At 60.5% G+C, this 24,553-nt stretch carries 15 protein-coding genes; 7 read left to right on the forward strand and 8 right to left on the reverse strand.

The features are described from left to right. Window positions 1–130: 130 nt before the first annotated feature. From ligA to QMK51_RS19025, 4 genes are all read right to left on the reverse strand, one after another. Window positions 131–2,488: an NAD-dependent DNA ligase LigA gene (ligA, locus tag QMK51_RS19010; RefSeq protein ID WP_320391234.1), complete on the reverse strand. Its 2,358-nt coding sequence runs from the start codon at window positions 2,486–2,488 to the stop codon at window positions 131–133. A gap of 155 nt (window positions 2,489–2,643) precedes the next feature. Then, window positions 2,644–3,495: a cell division protein ZipA gene (gene zipA, locus QMK51_RS19015; protein ID WP_258696756.1), complete on the reverse strand. Its 852-nt coding sequence runs from the start codon at window positions 3,493–3,495 to the stop codon at window positions 2,644–2,646. Window positions 3,496–3,753: 258 nt separating this feature from the next. Then, window positions 3,754–7,242: a chromosome segregation protein SMC gene (gene smc, locus QMK51_RS19020; protein WP_258696757.1), complete on the reverse strand. Its 3,489-nt coding sequence runs from the start codon at window positions 7,240–7,242 to the stop codon at window positions 3,754–3,756. Window positions 7,243–7,244: 2 nt separating this feature from the next. Next, window positions 7,245–7,904, reverse strand: a complete 660-nt coding sequence (locus tag QMK51_RS19025) for a GntR family transcriptional regulator (RefSeq protein WP_320391235.1) — start codon at window positions 7,902–7,904, stop codon at window positions 7,245–7,247. Window positions 7,905–8,170: 266 nt separating this feature from the next. On the opposite strand from QMK51_RS19025, the gene xdhA reads away from it, so the two are divergent. From xdhA to guaD, 4 genes are all read left to right on the forward strand, one after another. Beyond that, window positions 8,171–9,625, forward strand: coding sequence for a xanthine dehydrogenase small subunit (gene xdhA / locus QMK51_RS19030; RefSeq protein ID WP_320391236.1), 1,455 nt, complete (start codon window positions 8,171–8,173; stop codon window positions 9,623–9,625). Then, window positions 9,618–12,017 carry a xanthine dehydrogenase molybdopterin binding subunit gene (gene xdhB, locus QMK51_RS19035; protein ID WP_320391237.1) on the forward strand — a complete coding sequence of 800 codons (2,400 nt, stop codon included), beginning with the start codon at window positions 9,618–9,620 and terminating at the stop codon, window positions 12,015–12,017. Before xdhA ends, xdhB begins: the two co-directional genes overlap by 8 nt. Before the next feature lie 118 nt (window positions 12,018–12,135). Then, window positions 12,136–12,981, forward strand: a complete 846-nt coding sequence (gene xdhC / locus QMK51_RS19040) for a xanthine dehydrogenase accessory protein XdhC (RefSeq protein WP_320391238.1) — start codon at window positions 12,136–12,138, stop codon at window positions 12,979–12,981. 8 nt (window positions 12,982–12,989) lie between these two features. Next, the gene (guaD, locus tag QMK51_RS19045) at window positions 12,990–14,294 is read left to right on the forward strand and encodes a guanine deaminase (protein ID WP_320391239.1); all 1,305 of its coding nucleotides are present in this window, start codon (window positions 12,990–12,992) and stop codon (window positions 14,292–14,294) included. A 176-nt stretch (window positions 14,295–14,470) separates the two neighbouring features. Here guaD and QMK51_RS19050 read toward each other — a convergent pair whose 3' ends face one another. Continuing rightward, window positions 14,471–15,235: a GntR family transcriptional regulator gene (locus QMK51_RS19050; RefSeq protein WP_223484660.1), complete on the reverse strand. Its 765-nt coding sequence runs from the start codon at window positions 15,233–15,235 to the stop codon at window positions 14,471–14,473. Between the two features lie 269 nt (window positions 15,236–15,504). Here QMK51_RS19050 and QMK51_RS19055 point away from each other — a divergent pair, with 269 nt between their 5' ends. Further along, window positions 15,505–16,695: a benzoate/H(+) symporter BenE family transporter gene (locus tag QMK51_RS19055; protein WP_320391240.1), complete on the forward strand. Its 1,191-nt coding sequence runs from the start codon at window positions 15,505–15,507 to the stop codon at window positions 16,693–16,695. 61 nt (window positions 16,696–16,756) lie between these two features. On the opposite strand, the gene QMK51_RS19060 is transcribed toward QMK51_RS19055, so the two are convergent. Then, entirely contained in the window at window positions 16,757–17,101 is a 345-nt protein-coding gene (locus tag QMK51_RS19060; protein WP_007896965.1) for a YggL family protein, read from the reverse strand. A 234-nt stretch (window positions 17,102–17,335) separates the two neighbouring features. Here QMK51_RS19060 and dacB point away from each other — a divergent pair, with 234 nt between their 5' ends. Then, a complete protein-coding gene (dacB, locus tag QMK51_RS19065; protein ID WP_320391241.1) occupies window positions 17,336–18,796 on the forward strand; it encodes a D-alanyl-D-alanine carboxypeptidase/D-alanyl-D-alanine-endopeptidase in 1,461 nt (486 codons plus the stop codon). A gap of 81 nt (window positions 18,797–18,877) precedes the next feature. Here the strand turns inward: dacB and QMK51_RS19070 are convergent, their stop codons facing one another. Together QMK51_RS19070 and rlmKL are read right to left on the reverse strand one after the other, a co-directional pair. Beyond that, complete coding sequence (locus QMK51_RS19070; RefSeq protein WP_320391242.1) at window positions 18,878–21,268, reverse strand: diguanylate cyclase; 2,391 nt, start codon at window positions 21,266–21,268, stop codon at window positions 18,878–18,880. Window positions 21,269–21,412: 144 nt separating this feature from the next. Further along, window positions 21,413–23,683 (reverse strand): bifunctional 23S rRNA (guanine(2069)-N(7))-methyltransferase RlmK/23S rRNA (guanine(2445)-N(2))-methyltransferase RlmL, encoded by a 2,271-nt coding sequence (gene rlmKL / locus QMK51_RS19075; protein ID WP_320391243.1) that lies wholly within the window; start codon window positions 23,681–23,683, stop codon window positions 21,413–21,415. Between the two features lie 530 nt (window positions 23,684–24,213). On the opposite strand from rlmKL, the gene rmf reads away from it, so the two are divergent. After that, window positions 24,214–24,429 (forward strand): ribosome modulation factor, encoded by a 216-nt coding sequence (gene rmf / locus QMK51_RS19080; protein ID WP_003223300.1) that lies wholly within the window; start codon window positions 24,214–24,216, stop codon window positions 24,427–24,429. The last annotated feature ends 124 nt before the right edge of the window (window positions 24,430–24,553 follow it).

A 24,553-nucleotide genomic window follows, 5' to 3' on the forward strand; every position in this document is an offset into this window, starting at 1 on the left:
GCGAGGGAGCTTGCTCCCGTTGGGCTGCGTAGCGGCCCCAGAACCAACAACCGCGATTTGTCAGACATACGCAGGTCTTGCGACGGCTTCGCCGCCGAACGGGAGCAAGCTCCCTCGCCACAGGTCTCTGTTAGATCGAGATGTTGTATTCCTTCAGACGAGCCACAAACGCTTCTTCATCCAGCACCTTCAACCCCAGCTCATTGGCCTTGGCCAGCTTCGAGCCCGCGCCCGGCCCGGCGACCACGCAATGGGTCTTGGCCGACACGGAACCGGCCACCTTGGCGCCGAGGCTTTCAAGTTTGTCCTTGGCCACATCGCGACTCATCAGCTCCAGCGAACCGGTCAGCACCCAGGTCTGCCCGGCCAGCGGCAACCCTTCGACGACCTTTTTCTCGCTCTGCCAATGCATACCGAAATCACGCAACTGCTTTTCCGCCGCCTCGGCGAGTTGACGATTTTCCGTGCCCGCAAAAAACTCGCGAACCGAAGTCGCTTGTTTCTCCGGTAGCGCCTGACGCATGTCCAGCCAATCAGCACTCATCACCGCCTCGAGCGAGCCGAATTTGTCGGCGAGTTTCTGCGCCCCGCCCGGCCCGACCGAAGGAATGTGCAACTTGTCGAGGAAGCCGCCCAGTGTGGTACTGGCGGCGAACTCCGCACCCAGCTCGCCCTGATCCTGAATCTGCAAGCCGTGCTTGAGCAGATCCTTGATCACTTGCCGGTTATGCGCGTCTTCAAAGAAGCTGTGAATCTCGTGAGCCACTTCCAGCCCGACATCCGGCAAGTACGTGAGCACCTGCGGCAACGCCTGCTGAACCCGCTCCAGCGAGCCGAGAGAACGTGCGAGCACCTTGGCCGTTTCTTCACCGACATCGGGAATGCCCAAGGCGTAGATAAACCGCGCCAGACTTGGTTGCTTGCTGTCTTCGATGGCGCCGAGCAGGTTCTTGCTCGACAGCTCGGCAAAGCCTTCCAGGTCGACGATCTGCTCGAACGTCAGGGCATAGAGATCGGCCGGCGAACTCACCAGGCCCTCGTCCACCAGCTGCTCGACGCTCTTCTCGCCCAGCCCTTCGATGTCCATCGCACGGCGCGATACGAAGTGAATGATCGCTTGCTTGAGTTGCGCACCGCAGGCCAGACGACCCACGCAGCGATACACCGCGCCTTCGCTGATGGTCTCGCGCCCCTTGCTGCGCTTGATCAGTTGCGTGCGTTCGACATGGGAACCGCAGACCGGGCACTGCTCGGGAATCTGTACCGGCCGGGCATTCTCCGGACGGCGCTCGGCGACCACTTGCACCACTTGCGGAATCACGTCACCGGCGCGGCGGATGATCACGGTGTCACCGATCATCAGCCCCAGCCGGGCAACTTCATCCATATTGTGCAACGTCGCATTGGCCACGGTAACACCCGCGACCTTGACCGGCTTCAAACGTGCCACCGGCGTCACGGCACCGGTGCGGCCGACCTGGAATTCCACATCGAGCAATTCGGTGAGTTCTTCCATGGCCGGGAATTTGTGGGCAATCGCCCAGCGCGGTTCGCGAGCGCGAAACCCCAGCTCGCGCTGGGACGCAATGCTGTTGACCTTGAACACCACGCCGTCGATCTCATAGGGCAACGCGATACGACGCTCGCCGATGTCGCGGTAGTAATCCAGGCATTCATCGATGCCATGGGCCAGTTTCAGCTCATGGCTGATCGGCATACCCCAGGCTTTGAGTTGCTGCAGATTGCCAATGTGCGTGTCGGCAATATCCGCCGAAATCTGGCCGATACCGTAGCAGCAGAATTCCAGCGGACGGTTGGCGGTGATCTTCGAATCCAGCTGCCGCAAGCTGCCCGCCGCCGCGTTACGCGGGTTGGCGAAGGTCTTGCCGCCGACTTCCAGTTGCGTGGCGTTGAGCCGCTCGAAACCAGCCTTGGACATGAACACTTCGCCGCGCACTTCCAGGGTCGCCGGCCAGCCGCTGCCATGCAGCTTGAGCGGGATATTGCGCACGGTGCGCACATTGACGCTGATGTCTTCGCCGGTGGTGCCATCGCCGCGAGTGGCGCCACGCACCAGCATACCGTCCTGATACAGCAGGCTGACCGCCAGACCATCGAGCTTGGGTTCGCAGCTGTATTCCACCGCCGCGCCAGCGCCGAACAGGTCACCGACCGGCAGGTCCAGCCCTTCCGTTACCCGACGATCGAATTCGCGCATGTCGGTTTCTTCGAATGCGTTGCCAAGGCTGAGCATCGGCACTTCATGACGCACCTGAGTGAACGCCGACAGCGCCGCACTGCCGACACGCTGGGTTGGCGAGTCGCTGGTGATCAGTTCGGGATGGGCTGCTTCGAGGGCTTTGAGCTCATGGAACAACCGATCGTATTCGGCGTCCGGAATGCTTGGTTCGTCCAGCACGTGGTAACGGTAGTTGTGCTGATCGAGCTCGGCGCGCAGCTCTAGAATGCGGGTTTTGGCGGCGGTCATGGGTGTTCTCTCATAAAGCAAAAGAGCAGCCGAGGCTGCTCTATCTCATTTCATCAAGATCAAGAGATCGCAGCCTCGTTTCACTCGACAGCTCCTACAGAAAATCGCGAACCCTGTAGGAGCTGTCGAGTGAAACGAGGCTGCGATCTTTTGACTCAGCGCTTCTGGGTCAGGGCGCGACGTTCGAACTCGACGATGCGCTGACGGTAGTGCTCAATCGTTTGGGCAGTCAGTACGCTGCGCTGGTCGTCTTTCAGTTCACCATTCAGTTCCTGGGACAGTTTGCGTGCCGCAGCCACCATCACGTCGAAGGCTTGCTTCGGATGACGCGGGCCTGGCAGGCCGAGGAAGAAGCTCACCGCCGGAGTGCTGAAATGGTCGATGTCATCCAGGTCGAAGACACCCGGCTTGACCGCGTTGGCCATGGAGAACAGGACTTCGCCGTTACCGGCCATGCTTTCGTGGCGGTGGAAAATGTCCATCTCGCCGAAACGCAGACCGCTCTCCAGAATGTTCTGCAACAGCGCCGGGCCCTTGAAGCCTGCCGGGTCGCGGCAGATCACGCTGATCACCAGCACTTCTTCGGCTTGCGGCTGATCTTTATCGGCCGGGCCGGCGGATTTGGTGTCATCCGGGAAATCGTTGTCACGGCTGCTGAAGCTCGGGCCGCCATCGAGGTCCAGGTTGAGGTTCAAGTCGCCTTGCGATGGCTCGCCATGGCCACGCTTGCCGCGCTTGGAACCCGACTCGCGAGGTTCACGGGCAGGCATGCTCACCGACGGCAGATCGTGCTCGTCCAGTTGCGGTTCTTTATGGGTATCCAACACCCGGGGCGGGCCCAACAGCTCGGCGCTGGTGTCCTCGTCCGGCAGGTTGGACAGACTTCGGTCAAGACGGAATTTCAGTTTTCCCTTGCCGCCGCGCATGCGACGCCAGCCATCGAAAAGAATACCGGCAATGACAATAATGCCGATGACGATCAGCCACTCGCGCAGACCGATTTCCATGTAATCCCGTGCCTCTATAAAAAATGCTGAAAAATAAGGGGTTTACATTGTGTAAACCGCTTTAAAACGTGGCGCCAACTCTATGTTCTGACAGGCGTTTTGCCCACGTATACGAAAAATTGACATTAAACTAGCACGACCAAAGATAACTTTACACCGTCTGTCACAGTGGCTTGCGCGAATTATGTCGAATGGCCAGCAAGTCAAGGCAAGTAAAAAGCCCTACAACTCAAAATTACTTGCCCTACATGCAATGACTCAAGCGTCCACCATCGCCATCGCCTCCTCCACATCCACTGCCACCAGACGCGAGCAACCCGGTTCGTGCATCGTCACCCCCATCAATTGGTCGGCCATTTCCATGGCGATCTTGTTGTGGGTGATGTAGATGAACTGCACCGTCTGCGACATCTCTTTGACCAGCCGTGCGTAGCGCCCGACGTTAGCGTCATCCAATGGTGCGTCAACCTCATCGAGCATGCAGAACGGCGCCGGGTTCAACTTGAAGATGGCAAATACCAGAGCCAATGCGGTCAGGGCCTTTTCGCCACCGGAGAGCAAATGGATGGTGCTGTTCTTCTTTCCTGGCGGCTGCGCCATGATCGTTACCCCTGTATCGAGTAGATCTTCGCCCGTCAGTTCCAAATACGCGCGTCCTCCACCGAAAACTTTTGGGAAAAGGGCCTGTAAACCGCCATTGATCTGATCAAAGGTATCCTTGAAGCGGTTTCGGGTTTCCTTGTCGATCTTGCGAATTACGTTCTCGAGGGTGTCCAGCGCTTCCACCAGATCGTCGTTCTGCGCATCCAGATAACGTTTACGCTCGGATTGCTGCTGGTATTCGTCGATGGCCGCGAGGTTGATCGCGCCGAGGCGCTGAATCCGCGCGGCAATGCGCTCGATTTCTTCCTCGGCGTCTTTCTCGTTGGCCCCGGCCACCAGCGTGGCGAGCACGCCATTGAGGTCGTAGCCGTCCTCGAGCAATTGATCCTGCAAGGTCTTGCGCCGCACCGTCAGCGCTTGCCATTCCATGCGTTGCTGTTCGAGCTGACTGCGAATCAACTGGGATTGCTGCTCGGCCTGGGTACGGCGCTTTTCCGCATCGCGCAGTTCGCGGTCGGCGTCTTCCATGGCGATTTGCGCGGTCTTGAGTTCTTCGTCGACGGTCATGCGTTTGTCGAGCAACTCTTCGAGCTTCAGCCGCAGCTCTTCCAGCGGCGCCTCGCCCTCTTCCAGGTTGAGGCTCAGCTGCTCGCGCTTCTCGGTCAGGCGCTCGGACTGCATTTCCAGCCGCTCCAGCGCCTGACGCGTCGAGTCGTGTTGCGCCTTCAGCGAACCGAGGCGCACCGCCAATTGATGCGCATGGTCCTTGTGCTGCCGGGCTTCCTGACGCACCCGATCGAGGCGCTCGCGCAGGCTGTCGCGCTGGGCCAGCAGCAACTCGCGCTGCTCGGTATCCAGCGCCATGGCGTCGAGCGCTTCCTGCAATTGCAGGCGCGCTTCGCCGATGTTTTCGTGTTCCAGGGCGCGCTGCTCGCTCAGCTCCGTGAGCTCTTCATCGAGACGGGTGCGGCGCAGGGTCAACTGTTCGACCTTGGCTTTGCCGGCGGACAACTGGGCTTTCAATTCGCCTTGCTGACGGGCTTCGTCTTGCAGCAGACGACGCAAATGTTCGCGGCCGTTTTCCTGCTGACGCTGTTGCGCCCTGAGATTCTGAAGTTGGGTTTCCAGGGTTTCGACCGTGGCTTCGCGCTCTTCGCGCTCAAGGCCCAGCCGCTGGATTTCCTGACCACGGGCGAGCACGCCGCTTTCCGCTTCGCTGGCCCGGCGCACACGCAAGAAGTGTCGGCCGACCCAGTAACCGTCGCGGCTGATCAGGCTTTGCCCGGCGGCCAATTGCCCGCGCAAGGCCAAGGCCTGCTCAAGACTGTCGACCGGCTTGACCTGCCCCAGCCACGGCGACAGATCGATCTGCGCCTCGACCTTGTCGAGCAAACTGCCGGGCACGCGCGCGCCATCGCTGGCCGGGCTGAGCAAACGCAAATCGCCTTGGGCAAACCCGGCCAGATCGAAATCACCGAAGTCATCCACCAGCACCGCCTGCAGGTCGGCGCCGAGCACGGTTTCCACCGCCAGCTCCCAACCGGCCTCGACCTTCAGGCCTTCGGCCAGACGCGGACGATCCGCCAGATGCTGTTCGCGCAGCCATTCGGCGGTGCCGGTACCCGGATCGAGCGCGGCTTGCTGCAAGGCCTCAAGCGATGCGAGACGCCCGTTGAGCCGCTGCAAATCACCCTGCGCCTGCTGCTGCGCCGACAGCGCTTGCTGCAACTCCTGACGCAATTGCTCGAGGCGTTCGACTTGCGCTTCTTCGCTGGCCTGCAAGTCTTCCAGCGTCGCCTCGCTCGCGGCCAGTTGCTCGCTGAGCTCCATGATCGCCGCGTCTTCGGGATCCGCCGACAGCAACGCACGTTCTTCGCCAAGACGCTTCTGGCGATCGGCCAGACGCTCCATGCTGGTTTCCAGCTGCTGGATCCGCGACTGCTGAACTTCGGCCTGACGGCGCGGCTCGGCAGCGGTGAGGTTGAAGGTGTCCCACTGCTCCTGCCAGCCGTGCATGGTGGTTTCGGATTCTTCGAGCGCGGCAGCCGCTTCTTCGGCGGCGGCGCTGGTGACTTCCTGTTCCGGCGTGAGCATGTCCAGCTCTTCGCCCAAGGTCAGCAGCAAGGTGCGGTCGTGGCCCAAGTGAGACTCGGTTTCCAGCCGTGCGCGCTCGGCTTCTTTCAGGTCGTCCTGCAATTGACGCAAGCGCTGCTGACCGTGCTGGATGCTCTGCTCGACCCGGGCGATGTCGCCGCCGACCGAATAGAAACGCCCCTGCACCAGATTGAAGCGTTCGGAGAGGTCGTGATGCCCGTCACGCAGGCGTTCGATGGCCGCGTCGGCATTGCGTTGCTCGGCCACCAGGGCTTCGAAGGTGATTTCCTGGGTGCCGATGATCGACTCGCGCTGGCCGACCTGCTCGTTCAACGCCTGCCAGCGCAAGGCCGACAGCTGGGCCTTGAGCTGACGCTCTTCGCCTTTGTATTCCTGATACTTCTTGGCGGCCTCGGCCTGGCGGTGCAAGCGTTCAAGCTGACGCTCGAGCTCTTCGCGCAGATCGGTCAGGCGGGCAAGGTTTTCGTGGGTGCGACGAATGCGGTTTTCGGTTTCGCGCCGACGCTCCTTGTACTTGGAAATGCCCGCCGCTTCTTCGATAAAGTTACGCAGGTCTTCGGGCTTGGACTCGATCAGCTTGGAGATCATCCCCTGCTCGATAATCGAATAGCTGCGCGGGCCGAGGCCGGTACCCAGAAAGATGTCGGTGATATCGCGGCGGCGGCACTTGGTGCCGTTGAGGTAGTAGGTGGTCTGGCTGTCGCGGGTCACTTTGCGGCGAATGGAAATTTCCGCATAAGCAGCCCATTCGCCGAGCAGGGTGCCGTCGGAGTTATCGAACACCAGCTCGATGCTCGCCTGGCTCACCGGTTTGCGGCTGGTGGAGCCGTTGAAGATGACGTCGGTCATCGACTCGCCGCGCAGGTTCTTGGCCGAGCTCTCGCCCATCACCCAACGCACGGCGTCGATGATGTTCGACTTGCCGCAACCATTGGGCCCGACCACCGCCGCCATGTTACTGGGGAAGTTCACCGTGGTTGGGTCGACGAAGGATTTGAACCCCGCCAGCTTAATGCACTTGAGCCGCACGCTTAAGCGACCGTCAAGGCAGAAACCACCAGATCGCAACTGCGCTGGGCATACGCCGTCAGCACCACACGGATCTGCGCAAAGTCACGGGCCAGCACGGCGGCGAGCAAGCGTTCGAACAGCTCCAGAAACTCGCTCATCGAGGCCTTGCGCTGGTCCAGTGCGAGGAAATACGCGCGGCTCATGGCCGGCTGCAGATTCTCGACGGTTTCCTGCAAGTACGGGTTATTGGCGAACGGATACGCAGCGCGCATCACGCTGAAGCTGTCGTCGACGAAGGTGCGGATATCCTGGCGCTCGTAGCTGGCGGTCAGGCGCTGCTGGATCTGCACGAACGGCGCCATGTCGGCCTGGACTTGCCAGCCGCTGGCCACGGCGTTGCCAAGCAGGATGTACAGCTCGCTCATCAGCGTGCACAGGCTCTGCACCTTGTGCGCCGTCAGCTCGGTCACATGGGCGCCACGTCGCGGCAAAATCGCGATCAAGTGGCGGCGCTCGAGGATCAGCAAGGCCTCACGGACTGAACCGCGGCTGACATTGAGGGCCAGCGTGACCTTCTGTTCCTGGATGCGCTCCCCCGGCTTCATTTCGCCGCGAATGATACGTTCGGCGAGGTGGTGAGCGATTTGCTCGGCGAGGCTGTCCGGCGCCTTGAACGTCATGGTTTTCCTTCAAACTCTTCGATCTGCACAAGCGGCGCAGTGTAGCGCAATTGATGGGTCATGGCGGAGTGCCCACCCAGCGGTTTTTGGCACGATTCACGCAAAAAGCAGGCTATCGCGTGAGGGTCAATAATGAAGGAACGAGTCGTTGATCGACAAAATGCCTTTTCCTGACCTTTAAGTCAGAAAATCATTGACCGAAAAGTCAGACCTGATAAATTCGGCGCATGTCGGTTAACAACAATAATGAGTTTGCGAGGCCTTCCGTGATCCAGTTTTTACTCAACCAGGAACTCCGTAGCGAGCACGCCCTGGACCCGAACCTGACCGTGCTCAATTATCTGCGCGACCATGTGGGCAAACCCGGCACCAAAGAAGGCTGCGCCAGCGGTGACTGTGGCGCGTGCACTGTGGTGGTCGGCGAGCTGCAGACGGATGACGATGGCCGCGAACACATTCGCTATCGCAGCCTCAACTCGTGCCTGACGTTCGTCTCCTCCTTGCACGGCAAACAACTGATCAGCGTCGAAGACCTCAAGCACAAAGGCCAACTGCACAGCGTGCAGAAAGCCATGGTCGAGTGCCACGGCTCGCAATGCGGCTTCTGTACTCCCGGCTTCGTCATGTCGCTGTTCGCGCTGCAAAAGAACAGCGACGCACCGGATCATCACAAGGCCCACGAAGCCCTGGCCGGCAACCTCTGCCGCTGCACCGGCTATCGGCCGATCCTCGCCGCTGCCGAACAAGCTTGCTGTGGCAAACAACCGGACCAGTTCGATGCCCGCGAGGCCGACACCATCGCTCGCCTGAAAGCCATCGCCCCCACCGACATCGGCGAACTCAACAGTGGCGACAAGCGCTGCCTGGTGCCGTTGACCGTGGCCGATCTGGCCGACCTCTACGACGCTTATCCACAGGCTCGCCTGCTGGCTGGCGGCACCGATCTGGCACTGGAAGTCACGCAGTTCCACCGCACCTTGCCGGTGATGATCTACGTCGGCAACGTCGCCGAAATGAAGCGCATCGAACGCTTCGACGATCGCCTGGAAATCGGCGCCGCCACCGCCCTCTCCGACTGTTATGACGCCTTGAAAGCCGAGTACCCGGACTTCGGCGAATTGCTGCAACGCTTCGCTTCGTTGCAGATTCGCAACCAGGGCACCCTCGGCGGCAACATCGGCAACGCTTCGCCGATCGGTGACTCGCCACCGCTGCTGATCGCCCTTGGCGCGCAGGTCGTGCTGTGCAAAGGCGAGACTCGCCGCACCATGGCCCTGGAAGATTACTTCATCGACTACCGGGTCACCGCGCGCCAGGAAAGCGAGTTCATCGAGAAAATCATCGTGCCGCGTGCCAGCGCCGAACAACTGTTCCGCGCCTACAAGGTGTCGAAGCGTCTGGACGATGACATTTCCGCGGTCTGCGCGGCGTTCAACCTGCGTATCGACAATGGCGTGATCGCCGACGCCCGGGTCGCCTTCGGCGGTATGGCGGCGATCCCGAAACGCGCCAAAAGCTGCGAAGCCGCGCTGGTTGGCGCACCGTTCAACAACGCCACCATTGAACGCGCCTGCGCCGCACTGGCCGAAGATTTCACACCGCTCTCAGACTTCCGCGCCAGCAAGGAATACCGCCTGCTCAGCGCACAGAACCTGCTGCGTAAATACTTCATCGAACTGCAAACACCGCACATCGAGACTCGGGTGACCGCTTATGTCTAATCATCATGCCGTAGAGAAGACCCAAGCCGAACTGGCTGAATTGTTCGCCAAGGACCTGACCACCGGTGTCGGCCGCAGCGTCAAGCACGACAGCGCCGACAAGCATGTATCCGGTGAAGCGCAGTACATCGACGATCGGCTGGAATTCCCCAATCAGCTGCACGTTTACGCACGGCTGTCGGACCGCGCCCACGCGAAAATCATCAGCATCGATACCAAGCCCTGCTATGCCTTCGAAGGCGTGCGCATCGCCATCACCCACGAAGATGTGCCGGGCCTGAAAGACATCGGTCCGCTGTTGCCGGGTGATCCGTTGCTGGCCATCGATGACGTGCAGTTCGTCGGTCAACCGGTGCTCGCCGTCGCGGCGAAAGACTTGGAAACCGCGCGCAAGGCGGCCATGGCCGCGATCATCGAATACGAAGATCTCGAACCTGTATTGGACGTGGTCGAAGCCCTGCGCAAACGCCACTTCGTGCTCGACAGCCACACCCACCAGCGCGGCGATTCGGCCACCGCGCTGTCTACTGCAGAGCATCGCATCCAGGGCACGCTGCACATCGGCGGCCAGGAACACTTCTACCTGGAAACCCAGATCTCTTCGGTGATGCCGACCGAAGACGGCGGCATGATCGTTTACTGCTCGACCCAGAACCCCACCGAAGTACAGAAACTGGTGGCGGAAGTGCTGGACGTGTCGATGAACAAAATCGTCGTCGACATGCGCCGCATGGGCGGTGGTTTCGGCGGCAAGGAAACTCAAGCGGCAAGCCCGGCGTGCCTGTGCGCGGTGATTGCGCACCTGACCGGTCAGCCGACCAAAATGCGCCTGCCGCGGGTCGAAGACATGCTGATGACCGGCAAGCGTCACCCGTTTTACGTCGAGTACGACGTGGGCTTCGACAGCACCGGCCGCCTGCACGGCATTGCGCTGGAACTGGCCGGCAACTGCGGTTGTTCTCCGGACTTGTCGGCGTCGATTGTCGACCGCGCGATGTTCCATGCCGACAACTCGTACTACCTGGGCGACGCGACCATCAACGGTCACCGCTGCAAGACCAACACCGCGTCGAACACCGCTTACCGTGGCTTCGGCGGCCCGCAAGGCATGGTCGCCATCGAAGAAGTGATGGACGCCATCGCCCGCCATCTGGGCCTCGATCCACTGGCGGTGCGCAAGGCCAATTACTATGGCAAAACCGAGCGCAACATTACCCATTACTACCAAACCGTCGAGCACAACATGCTCGAGGAAATGACCGCTGAACTGGAAGAAAGCAGCCAGTACGCCGAGCGTCGCGAAGCGATTCGTCGCTACAACGCCAACAGCCCGATCCTGAAAAAAGGCCTGGCGCTGACCCCGGTGAAATTCGGTATTTCCTTCACCGCCAGCTTCCTCAATCAGGCCGGTGCACTGATCCACATCTATACCGACGGCAGCATTCACCTGAACCATGGCGGCACCGAGATGGGCCAGGGCCTGAACACCAAGGTTGCGCAAGTCGTGGCTGAAGTGTTCCAGGTGGAAATGGACCGCGTACAGATCACCGCGACCAACACCGACAAGGTTCCGAACACTTCGCCAACCGCTGCGTCGAGCGGCGCCGACCTCAATGGTAAAGCGGCGCAAAACGCAGCTGAAATCATCAAGAAACGCCTGGTGGAATTCGCCGCGCGGCAATACAAGGTCAGTGAAGAAGATGTGGAATTCCACAACGGTCATGTGCGGGTTCGCGATCACATCCTGACGTTTGAATCGCTGATCCAGCAGGCCTATTTCGCCCAGGTGTCGCTGTCGAGCACCGGGTTCTACAAGACCCCGAAAATCTACTACGACCGCAGTCAGGCCCGGGGTCGGCCGTTCTACTACTACGCCTTCGGTGCGGCCTGCGCCGAGGTGATCGTCGACACCCTGACCGGCGAGTACAAGATGCTGCGCACCGACATCCTTCACGACGTCGGCGACTCGTTGAACCCGGCGATTGATATCGGTCAGGTCGAGGGTGGTTTCATCCAGGGCATGGGTTGGCTGACCATGGAAGAACTGGTGTGGAACAACAAAGGCAAACTGATGACCAACGGCCCGGCCAGCTACAAGATCCCGGCGGTGGCGGACATGCCATTGGACCTGCGGGTGAAGCTGGTGGAAAACCGCAAGAACCCGGAAGACACGGTGTTCCATTCCAAGGCCGTGGGCGAGCCGCCGTTCATGCTCGGTATCGCCGCGTGGTGCGCGATCAAGGACGCCGTGGCCAGTTTGGGCGACTACCAGCATCAACCGAAAATCGACGCACCGGCAACGCCGGAGAGGGTGTTGTGGGGCTGTGAACAGATGCGGCAGTTGACGGCGGTGAAAGCCGTGGAAGCTGAAACCGAGCTGGCTTCGCTATAGACCGAGGTGCGGCCATTCGCGAGCAGGCTCGCTCCCACAGGGGAATGCATTCCAAATGTGGGAGCGAGCCTGCTCGCGATGAGGCCCGAACAGACAACAATGTTGTAGGGGTGAAAACATGTACAACTGGATCGACGCCCTCGCCGACCTGCAAACCCGGGGTGAACCCTGTGTGTTGGTGACCATCATCGAAGAGCTCGGCTCGACGCCGCGTAATGCTGGCTCGAAAATGGTCATCAGCGCCACGCAAACATTCGACACCATCGGTGGCGGGCATCTGGAATACAAGGCCATGCAGATCGGCCGCGAGATGCTTGCCAGCGGCCGGCAGGACACCCATCTGGAGCGCTTCAGCCTCGGCGCCAGCCTGGGCCAGTGCTGCGGTGGCGTGACCGTGTTGCTGTTCGAACCGATGGGCCAGGTCCAGGCGCAAATTGCGGTATTCGGCGCCGGCCACGTCGGCCGGGCACTGGTGCCACTGCTCGCCAGCCTGCCGTGCCGGGTGCGCTGGATCGACTCGCGGGAAGCGGAATTCCCCGAGCAGATCCCCCACGGCGTGCGTAAAATCGTCACCGAAGAACCGCTGGATGAAGTCGATGACCTGCCCACCGGCAGCTACTGCATCGTCATGACCCACAACCACCAGCTCGATCTCGAACTCACCGCCGCGATCCTCAAACGCAACGACTTCGCCTACTTCGGCTTGATCGGTTCGAAGACCAAACGGGTGAAGTTCGAACACCGCCTGCGCGATCGCGGTTTCGACAGCACCGTGCTGCAACGCATGCGCTGCCCGATGGGCCTGGGCGAAGTCAAAGGCAAGTTGCCTGTGGAAATCGCCATCTCCATCGCCGGCGAAATCATCGCTACCTATAACGCCAATTTCGGCCAGCACACTGCCAGCGCCGGATCATCGATTGCCAAATTGCTGCCTGCTTCACGCCGCAGCCAAGCAACCAATTGAGAACCCCCATGCCTCTGACTCGCAAAGCCTACCGCGCCGCCATTCTGCACAGCATCGCCGACCCTGCCGAAGTGGGCATCGAAGCCTCTTACGAGTATTTCGAAGACGGCTTGCTGCTGGTCGAGAACGGCCAGATCAGCGCCATCGGCCACGCCAGCGAATTGCTGCCGACCCTGCCGGCCGACATCGAGATCACTCATTATCAGGACGCGCTGATCACCCCCGGCTTCATCGACACCCACATCCACTTGCCGCAAACCGGCATGGTCGGCGCCTATGGCGAGCAACTGCTGGACTGGCTCAACACCTACACGTTCCCATGCGAAAGCCAGTTCGCCGACAAGGCCCACGCGGATGAAGTCGCCGATATTTTCATCAAGGAACTGCTGCGCAACGGCACCACCACCGCGCTGGTGTTCGGCAGCGTGCATCCACAATCGGTGAATTCTTTTTTCGAGGCCGCCGAACAGCTGGACCTGCGGATGATCGCCGGCAAGGTGATGATGGACCGCAACGCGCCGGACTACCTGACCGACACCGCCGAATCGAGCTACGTCGAAAGCAAGGCGCTGATCGAGCGCTGGCACGGCAAGGGCCGCTTGCACTATGCAGTTACCCCACGCTTCGCCCCGACCAGCACTCCGGAACAACTGACTCTCGCCGGTCAGTTGCTCAGCGAATACCCGGATCTGTACATGCAGACCCACATCAGCGAGAACCTCAAGGAAGTCGAGTGGGTCAAGGCACTGTTCCCGGAGCGCAAGGGCTACCTGGACGTCTACGATCACTACCAATTGCTCGGTGAGCGTTCGGTGTTCGCCCACGGCGTGCACCTGTGCGACGACGAATGCGCGCGCCTGGCGCAAACCGGTTCGGCCATCGCCTTCTGCCCGACCTCCAACTTCTTCCTCGGCAGTGGCTTGTTCAATCTGCCGATGGCCGAGAAGCACAAACTCAATGTCGGCCTCGGTACCGACGTCGGGGGTGGCACCAGTTTCTCGCTGCTGCAAACCCTGAACGAAGCCTACAAAGTCATGCAACTGCAAGGCGCGCGGCTGAGCCCGTTCAAGTCACTGTACCTGGCCACCCTCGGCGGCGCCCGCGCGCTGCGCCTGGAAGACAAGATCGGCACCTTGCAACCGGGTACCGACGCGGACTTCCTGGTGCTGGACTACAACGCCACGCCACTGCTCAGCTATCGCCTGAAACAGGCCAATAACATTGCCGAAACGCTGTTTGTATTGATGACGTTGGGGGATGACCGGACGGTGTTGCAGACGTATGCGGCGGGGAATCTGGTGCATCAGCGCTAAGATCTTCCGGGCTGATCGTTCCCATGCTCCGCGTGGGAATGCCTCTAGGGACGCTCCGCGTCCAGTGACGCGGAGCGTCACGGGCTGCATTCCCACGCAGAGCGTGGGAACGATCTGATACTCAAAAAAATCCCCCGCAACCGGAAGGCTGCGGGGAATTTTTTATCATCGGTACTTCAGAGCTTCGCGACCGGCCGCCCTGGCTTCTTGGTCTGCAACAAATGCGAAAACACCGCATGCAAATCATCCGACGCACTTTCTTCGTCAAGATTGAGCTTGCTGTCGATGTGGTCCATGTGATGCATCATCAGGTCCACCGCCAGGGTCGCGTCCCGCGCTTCGATGGCGTTGATCAACTGGGTGTGTTCATCGTAGGAACAGTGGGAACGGTTGCCGCTCTCGTACTGGGCGATGATCAACGAAGTCTGGGACACCAGGCTGCGCTGGAAGCTGATCAGCGGCGCGTTTTTCGCCGCTTCGGCCAGCTTCAAGTGAAACTCGCCCGACAGACGGATTCCGGCGCCACGATCGCCACGGGAGAAACTGTCGCGCTCGTCGTTGACCATCTGCCGCAAGTCGGCAATCTCCTCGGCAGTGGCATGCTGCACCGCCAGTTCAGTGATCGCCCGCTCCACCAGACGCCGCGCCATAAACACCTGACGGGCCTCTTCGACACTCGGGCTGGCGACGACAGCACCGCGATTCGGTCGCAGCAACACTACGCCTTCATGGGCCAGACGCGACAGCGCACGGCGAATGATGGTGCGGCTGACCCCGAAAATTTCCCCCAGCGCTTCTTCGCTCAACTTGGTGCCGGGCGCCAGACGCTGTTCGAGGATGGCCTCGAAGATATGCGCATAGACAATATCGTCCTGGGTACCGGTGCGGCCGGCTTTGCCTGCTCGCGGTTGTTTCTTGAGGGGTTGCAACTGTTCGTTCATGGGCACTCGAGTCGGGAGAACTGCGGCGAATTGACCGTGACTGTAATACGGCACAGTGGGTCGCTGGCAAGTATCGCGTAAAAAACACTGCAATTGTACACAATGGACGGTGGCAACACGACTGTACGGCTGTTTGTCGCCTTCGCTGTATTGCAACGACCGGTTACTTTTCAGTTTAGGCTTGAACGCAGAATCCGCAGCCTGAACACAATCCCACAGGGTTCAGCGTCGCTTCGGACATCTTCACCCGTATAAGGAACGCCGCTGTCATGACCGACGCCACGCACACGCAGCTTCGCCCCCTGACTGATACGTCACCTTCGGCCATCGTCGCCGGGTTCATCGCCATGATGACCGGTTACACCAGCTCACTGGTGCTGATGTTCCAGGCCGGGCAAGCGGCGGGCCTGAGCAGCGGGCAGATTTCGTCGTGGATCTGGGCGATCTCCATCGGCATGGCGGTGTGCTCGATCGGCCTGTCCCTGCGCTACCGCACCCCGATCACCATCGCCTGGTCGACCCCCGGCGCGGCGTTGCTGATCACCAGCCTGGGCGGTGTCAGCTACGGCGAGGCCATCGGCGCCTACATTACTTGCGCGGTGCTGGTGACCCTTTGTGGTTTGACCGGCAGTTTCGAACGGCTGGTGAAAAAGATTCCGGCCTCATTGGCGGCGGCGTTGCTGGCGGGGATTCTGTTCAAGATCGGTAGCGAGATTTTCGTCGCCGCCCAGCACCGCACCGCGCTGGTCCTGGGGATGTTCTTCACGTATCTGGTGGTCAAGCGCCTGTCACCGCGCTACGCCGTGTTTGCGGCACTGTTGATTGGCACCGCGCTGGCCGGTTTCATGGGGTTGCTGGATTTCAGTGGTTTTCACCTTGAAGTCGCGACGCCGGTCTGGACCACGCCGCATTTCTCCCTGGCCGCGACCATCAGCATCGGTATCCCGCTGTTCGTGGTGGCGATGACCTCGCAGAACATGCCGGGCATCGCCGTATTGCGCGCCGACGGTTACAACGTGCCGGCCTCGCCGCTGATCACCACTACCGGCATTGCCTCGTTGCTGTTGGCGCCGTTCGGTTCCCACGGGATCAACCTGGCCGCCATCAGCGCGGCGATCTGCACCGGGCCGCATGCCCATGAAGATCGCAACAAGCGCTACACGGCAGCGGTCTGGTGCGGCATCTTCTACGGGATTGCCGGGGTGTTCGGTGCGACATTGGCGGCGTTGTTTGCCGCATTGCCTAAGGAACTGGTGCTGTCGATTGCCGCGCTGGCGCTGTTCGGCTCGATCATCAATGGCTTGAGCATTGCCATGGCGCAAGTGCAGGAACGGGAAGCAGCGCTGATTACCTTTATGGTGACGGCATCGGGGCTGACGTTGTTTTCCATCGGTTCGGCGTTTTGGGGGATTGTGGCGGGGGTTCTAACGATGGTGATTCTGAATTGGCGCAAGGCCTGAGGGGCCCTTCGCGGGCAGGCATAAAAAAACGACGACCCTTGGGTCGCCGTTTTTTAGAACATCAAGCTACCGGATTGATCGGCTTTTCCGGGTACCAGACGTCGATCAGCGGGCTGACAGTCGCTTCTGTCAGTTCGCTGCGGCCTTTGAGCCAGGCTTCAACAGCGGCACGCTGCTCTTCGGAGACCGAGCCACGCTTCTGCAGGCAAACCAGACCGAAGTCGTCGCCGCCAACATAGCCCAGACCGTTGGCTTCCATGGCTTCTTTCAGGAACGCGTCGAGGAAAGCATCAATGGCTTCATCAGCCAAATCTTCTTTGAAATCCAGGTTCAGTTCGAAACCCAGCTCTTGAAATTCATCGACGCACAGTTTTTTGCGCAGACGCTGGGAACGGTTAGTCGCCATTGGAACAATCCTCATAAGTAATAACGGGCCGCACTTTAGCAGTTTAAGGCACCGAATGCCCGCCTCAGAACGGTGCGACGCCTACCGTCGGTAAAAAAATACTGGATTAGGCGACCAGGGTACGGCACAAGCCGTTCCACCTTGGGGCATAATGCCGACACTTTCATGACCGCTGAGGGAATTTATCGCCATGCCCTCGTCTTTTTCCCCCTCGGCTGTAGGGTTTTATTTCAGATGATCAAATCTTTGCGTCCATTGTTGCTGGCCAGCCTTCTTCTGCCTCTGGCCCTCCCGGTTTCCGCCGCGCCGATCAACACCGCCCTGTCGCCCAACGTCGAAAAGGCCCTCAAGGCCAGCAAGTTGCAGGACAGTGCCCTGTCGCTGGTGATGATCCCCCTCAACGGCCCGGGCACCCCGACCATTTTCAATGCCGACGTTTCGGTCAATCCGGCCTCGACCATGAAGCTGGTCACCACGTATGCCGCGCTGGAAATGCTTGGCCCCAACCACCAGTGGAAAACCGAGTTCTACACCGATGGCACCCTCAGCGGTGGCATCCTCAACGGCAACCTCTACCTCAAGGGTGGCGGCGATCCGAAGCTGAACATGGAAAAACTCTGGCTGCTGATGCGCGACTTGCGCGCCAATGGCGTGACCCAGGTCACCGGCGACCTGGTGCTGGACCGCGGCTTCTTCGCGCAACCGCAACTGCCCCAATTCAATGACGACGGCAATGACGAGAACAAACCGTTCCTGGTCAAGCCCGACGCGCTGCTGGTCAATCTCAAGGCCCTGCGCTTCGTGGCGCGCAACGACTCGGGCAAGGTCCTGGTGTCGGTCGAGCCGCCGATTGCCAGCATCCGTATCGACAATCAGGTCAAGGCGCTCAACTCCAAGCAATGCACCGGGGGCGTGCGCTACAACCCGGTGACCCAGGCCGATGGCAGCGTCACCGTGACCGTCGGCGGCCAGTTGGGCGAAGGTTGCAGCTCCCAGACCTACCTGTCGCTGCTCGACCATGCGACCTACACCGCCGGTGCTGTGCGGGCGATCTGGAAGGAGCTGGGCGGCAGCATCCAGGGCCAGGACCGTCTGGCACCGACGCCGAGCAGCGCCAAAGTGCTGGCCCGAGCCTACTCGCCAGACCTGGCGGAAATCATTCGCGACATCAACAAATACAGTAACAACACCATGGCTCAGCAGTTGTTCCTGAGCCTGGGCCAGAAGTTCCGCACTGACGCCGACGGTGACGACGCCAAGGCGGCCCAGCGTGTGGTGCGCCAGTGGCTGGCGCAGAAAGGCATCACCGCACCGCACCTGGTGATGGAAAACGGCTCCGGCCTGTCCCGCGCCGAGCGAGTGAGCGCCCGTGAAATGGCCGCGATGCTGCAAGCCGCCTGGCACAGCCCGTATGCCGCCGAGTTCATCAGCTCAATGCCGATTGCCGGCACCGACGGCACCATGCGTAAACGCCTGAAGACCACTGCGATGCGCGGTGAAGCCCACGTCAAGACCGGCACCCTGAATACCGTGCGCGCCATCTCCGGCTTCAGCCGTGACATCAATGGCAATACCTGGGCGGTGGTGGCGATCCTCAACGACAAGGCACCGTTTGGCGCCTCCTCGGTGCTGGATCAGGTACTACTGGACCTGTATCGCCAGCCGAAACTGCCGACCACGGCTTCGGTGTTGTAACAGGATCGTCCAGACACTGGAGATCAAATGTGGGAGCGGGCTTGCTCGCTCCCACATTGATTGGGGTGCATACAACCCGGGTTAGCTCATCTGCCCCTCAACCCGATCCCGGCCCGCCTGCTTCGCCGCATAAACCCCCGAATCCGCCCGCAACAGCAACGCATCCGCGCCCTCTCCGGCCTTCCAGCTGGCAATCCCGAAACTCGCGGTGACGATCCCGACCTCGTCGATCGGCGCACTGCGCAACCCTTGCCACAACTCCACGGCTAATACATGAGCCCGTATGCCGTCGATATCTGGACAGAGCACCATGAACTCTTCGCCCCCCAGGCGGCAGAACACATCGGTGCGTCGCAGGCGACCGCCAATGCGCTGACACACCGCCTGCAACACACGATCGCCCACGGCATGACCGTGCTGGTCATTGATGCGCTTGAAGTGATCGATGTCGAGCATGATCACCGACAACTCGCCCCCACCACGCTCGACTCGAGCCATTTCGGTGGTCAGGCGCTCCTGGAAGTAGCGGCGGTTATGAATCCCGGTCAGGGAGTCGGTCACTGACAGTGCGCGCAATTCCTCTTCCACGCGCTTCAGGTCAGAGATGTCGGAAATGTAGCCATGCCACAGCACGCCACCACCGGGCAGTTCCTCCGGAGTCGCTTCGCCGCGGACCCAGCGCAGGCCACGCTCGGGCAACTGCACGCGGTACTCTTCACGCCAGGGGCTGAGGGTATCAGCCGAGGCCAGGATCGAAGCGCGGACCCGACGTGCGTCCTGAGGATGAATCCGCGCGAACACCGCTTCGGCATTGCGCAGCAGCACATCCGGCTCGAGTTCATAGATATCGCGCATACCGTCGCTGGCGTAGATCACGCTGAAGCGCCCATCGAATTCCATCTTGAACTGGTAAATCCCGCCGGGCACATGGGCGCTGAGCTTCTTCAACAACAGGTCCCGTGCCGCCAGGGCCTCGTGGACGCGCTTGCGTTCGGTGATGTCGATACAGATCGCGAGGTGCCCGACCCACAAGCCTTGCTCGTCGAGAACCGGGGTCGCCAGCATGTTCACCGTCAAATGGCTGCCGTCGCCGCGGACCAGCGTCCACTCCCGGGCTTCGTGACCGCCCTCTTCCCCGCCTTCGACCAGCATCGCCTGACACGTCGGGATCGGCTTGCCATAGCGCGCGCTCAACTCCGCCGACCGCGCCTCGAGTTCCCGGGGCAGGTGCAGGTTTTCCAGGGTCATGTGGCCCACGGCCTGTGCACTGGAGTAACCGAGCATGTGCTCTGCACCGGCGTTGAAGGTGCTGATGATCCCACGCAGGTCGGTGGCGATGATTGCCACCTGAGTTGCGGCATTCAGCACACCGCGTAACTGGCCATGAGTGCCGCGCAACTCTTGCTCCCGGGAGCGTAGTTCCTGGGTCCGCTGTTCCACCACCTGCAGCGCCCGTTGGCGCTGGCTGACCAACACATAGAGCAACACAGTGAGCAGCAGACTGAGCAAACCGCCGAGCACCACCAGGCTGGTCACCGAAGAATGGTTGGCTTGCAGGAACGCGATGCTGGGCCGCATATCCACTTGATATTCGTGGTCCGCCAGACGCAGCAATCGCGTGGAGGACAAGTCACTGGCCCCTGCCGTGTTGCTCGACTCGTACAACACTTCGTGCCGATCATCGGTGGATAAGTCGAGGATGCCCACCGAGAGAAAGTCATGATCGTCTTCCGGCAGCCCATCCGCCAGCAGCTGGCGCATGCTGATCACCGCCATGACATATCCGTCGGATACGGCGCTCGGGGTTTTCTGACGGTTGACCGGCGCCACCAGCAACACGCCTCGCGAATAGGCGGGCTCGATGCCTGCCAGATGCAACGGTTGCGACACGGCCATGCTGCCATTGCGATCGGCCCGTTCCAGGGTCGAACGACGCAGGGGCTGGGCCAGCAGGTCGTAACCCAGCTGCGTGGGCAGTCGGCTCTGGGTTTGGGTATAGAGCACCGGCACGTACTCGCCCCGCTCGCCGGCCTGTTGCAACTGGCCGTCGGCGTTGAGTTCGCGAAAGGTAAAATCGTTGAAGCCTTCTTCACGCACGGCGCGCTCAAGCATTGGCCGTTCGGTGCCGGAAACCCGCGGTGCCCAAGAGTAGGCCTGGGTGCGACGCAAAAGAGGTTTGGCGTACCCGTCGAACTCCTCGCGGGACACCGACTCGGAATTGGCGAAGAACCGCCGCAGGCCGTCGAGGCGCTGCTCCTGATCTTCGAAACGCTCTTCGATACGGCTGTAACGTTCACTGGCGAGCAACTGGAAACGTTGCCGCAATTGCTGGTGAAACTGATTGAGTGTCGCCCAAGCCAGCAAACCCGTGAGAATCCCGCCCACGAGCAATACCAGCAGTGCGACCAGCCAGGCCGAAACATCTTCGCGGATAAAACCCAGGATCTTGGGGCGCACGGCGTGCAACGACATAGAGACAGCTCAAAACGCCAGGTGCCGGAAAAGCCCATTGGCCGTGGGATGAGTTATAGCTATTAGCCACTAATTTGACCAGCACTGAAAGAACCCAAGAGCCTTTAAAAATCAAGGCTCTGTGGATCCAATCGTGCTCAAGTGTCAGCGAGCCGTGATTTTCCAGGCACGGTGGATCTTGCCATTACGGGCGAAATCCGGATCGATGGTCTGGGTGGTGATTTCTTCAACGGCATAACGCTCGGTGAGGTTTTCCTCAAGCGCGAACTTGCGGAAGTTGTTGGAGAAGTACAACACCCCGCCCGGCGCGAGCCGCGCCATGGCCAGGTCGATCAACTGCACCTGGTCACGCTGAACGTCGAAGATCCCTTCCATGCGCTTGGAGTTGGAGAAGGTCGGCGGGTCGATGAAGATCAGGTCGTACTCTTCACGGCAAGCATCGAGCCAGGCCATCACATCGCCCTGCTCCAGACGGTTCTTGTCGGAGAAACCGTTCAGCGACAGGTTGCGCCGCGCCCAGTCCAGGTAGGTTTTCGACAGGTCGACGCTGGTGGTGCTGCGCGCGCCGCCCTTGGCCGCATGCACGCTGGCGGTCGCGGTGTAGCAATACAGGTTGAGGAAGCGCTTGCCGGCCGCCTCTTTCTGAATTCGCATGCGCATCGGCCGGTGGTCGAGGAACAGCCCGGTGTCGAGGTAGTCGGTGAGGTTCACCAGCAGCCTCACGCCGCCTTCATTGACTTCGTTGAACTTGCCCTGAGCGCTCTGGCGTTCGTACTGCTTGGTGCCGCTCTGACGCTCACGACGTTTGACCACCACGCGGCTCTTGTCGATGTTCAACGCTTGCGGGATTGCCGCCAGGGCATCGAACATCCGCGCCGAGGCTTTTTCCGGGTCGATGGATTTCGGCGCGGCGTATTCCTGAACGTGGACCCAGTCGTGATACAGGTCGATGGCCATGGAATATTCCGGCATGTCGGCATCGTAAACGCGGTAGCAGTCGATGCCTTCACGCTTGACCCACTTGCCCAGCGCCTTGACGTTCTTTTGCAGACGGTTGGCAAACATCTGCCCGCCTTCGCTCAGGCGTGGCTGCTCGACCACCACCGGTGCCGGTTTGATCGGGTTGCCGTTCTTGTTGTACTTCTCGTACTTGCCCGGCGCTTCGATGTTCGACGGTGCATCGGACTCAGCCTGTTCACGCTCGATCTGGCGCTGTTCCGGGGTGCGGCGCTCGCCGGTGACGAACTGGTCCGGCGTGACCTTGATCAGCAGCAACTTGCACGGCAAGGCGCCGTTCCAGAACGAATACTGCTTGTGGCTGCGGATGCCCATGCGCTTGCCCAGGTCCGGGGCGCCAGTGAACACCGCTGCTTCCCAGTTCAGGCAGGCCTGACGCAGACGCTCGCCGAGGTTCTGATAGAGGTAAAGCAGGCTCGCCTCGTCGCCCAGACGCTCACCGTACGGAGGGTTGCAGATCACCAGGCCTTTCTGGTTCTGGTCCGGGCGCGGCTCGAAAGTCGCCACTTCGCCCTGGTAGATCTTGATCCACTCGCTCAGACCGGCACGTTCCACGTTGTTGCGGCCCGGTTGAATCAGCCGTGGGTCGGCTTCGTAACCGCGAATCCACAGCGGTGGCTTGGCCAGGCCGGCCGCGGCGCGTTCGGTGGCTTCTTCGTGGAGCTTTTTCCACAGCGCCGGCACGTGACCGAGCCAGGCGGTGAAGCCCCATTGCTCGCGACGCAGGTTCGGCGCCATGTCGGCGGCGATCATGGCGGCTTCTACCAGGAACGTGCCGACACCGCACATCGGGTCAGCCAACGCGCCGCCATCGGCGGCAATCCGTGGCCAGCCGGAACGGATCAGAATCGCCGCCGCGAGGTTTTCCTTCAGCGGCGCCGCGCCTTGCTGCAAGCGGTAACCACGCTGGTGCAGGCTGTGACCGGACAGGTCAAGCGAGAGGATCGCTTCGCCACGGTCCAGACGCAGGTGAATGCGCAGGTCCGGGTTGAGCTTGTCGATGGACGGGCGATCACCTTGTGGAGTGCGCAGTTTGTCGACGATGGCGTCCTTGACCTTCAAGGCGCCGAAATGGGTGTTATCAATGCCCGAACCGTGACCGCTGAATTCGACAGCCAGGGTGCCATCATTGAGCATGTGGTCTTGCCACTCGATGTCCAGCACGCCGTGGTAGAGGTCTTCGGCGTCTTTCATCGGGAAGCGCTTGAGCACCAGCAGCACCCGGTTCGCCAGACGCGACCACAGGCACAGGCGATAAGCGGTTTCCATGGTGGCCATGCCGCGCACAGCCGAGGTGTGCTCGCGTGCGTCTTCAAGGCCAAGCCCGACGGCTTCCTCGATGAGCAGGCCTTCAAGGCCTTTGGGGCAAGTGAGGAAGAGTTCGAAACGATCGGACATGGTAATTCCAGAGCCTTTAGCTAAGTGAACCGGCAACGCATTGCCGATCCGGTTTTCAATCAGGCGCTTTTCTAAAAGAGCGCCCGCGTGGCACGAAGGTGTGCCGTCCCACCCTGACTGCTCGGGTTAAAAGAGCTTAGATGCCAGGGCAGATAAAAAAGTTGATGCAACAAAATGTCATAAGTCGACCCTTCGTCGAATAGTCCCCAAGAGCAACGGGTGTCATTCTCGTTAAAGGCCCAACCCCATCACCCTGCGCAGGGCCGATCATACCGGGGTTTGGCCAATAAACACGGGACAAATATCGTGTTACTTATGGCCATACCATCTTTATGGTTACGTTCTTATGACAAAACGATCATTCCCTCGATGTGACGCATTGGTTAGAACTCAACTCAGGTTGACGTCGCAACGGCGTCAACACCTTGGCTCGCGACGCCGGCAGCGAGCCACCAACGGCAGAGTTTTTCTGCCTGACCTCGATTGAGGTCGACGCGATACATACAGTCAACAAGTGAGGGAAACACCCTATGAGAAGACTTAAGCGTGATCCGTTGGAAAGAGCATTTTTGCGCGGATATCAATATGGCGTTGGTGGTAAATCCCGTGAGCTTTGCCCTTTTACTCTACCGTCGGTACGCCAAGCCTGGATCAATGGCTGGCGAGAAGGACGCGGCGACAATTGGGACGGTATGACCGGCACTGCGGGAATCCACAGACTCAACGAACTTCACGCCGTCGGCTAATACAGGGCACACACTCCGACACGACAATCTGATTACGTAACGACTTAACCACGCACGTCCCATCCGGACGGCGGGCTTCGGCCCAGGGGCTCCTTCGAGGAGCCCTTTTTTATGCCTGCCAGAA

Source organism: Pseudomonas sp. P9_31 (genome assembly GCF_034008235.1).
Taxonomy (GTDB): domain Bacteria; phylum Pseudomonadota; class Gammaproteobacteria; order Pseudomonadales; family Pseudomonadaceae; genus Aquipseudomonas.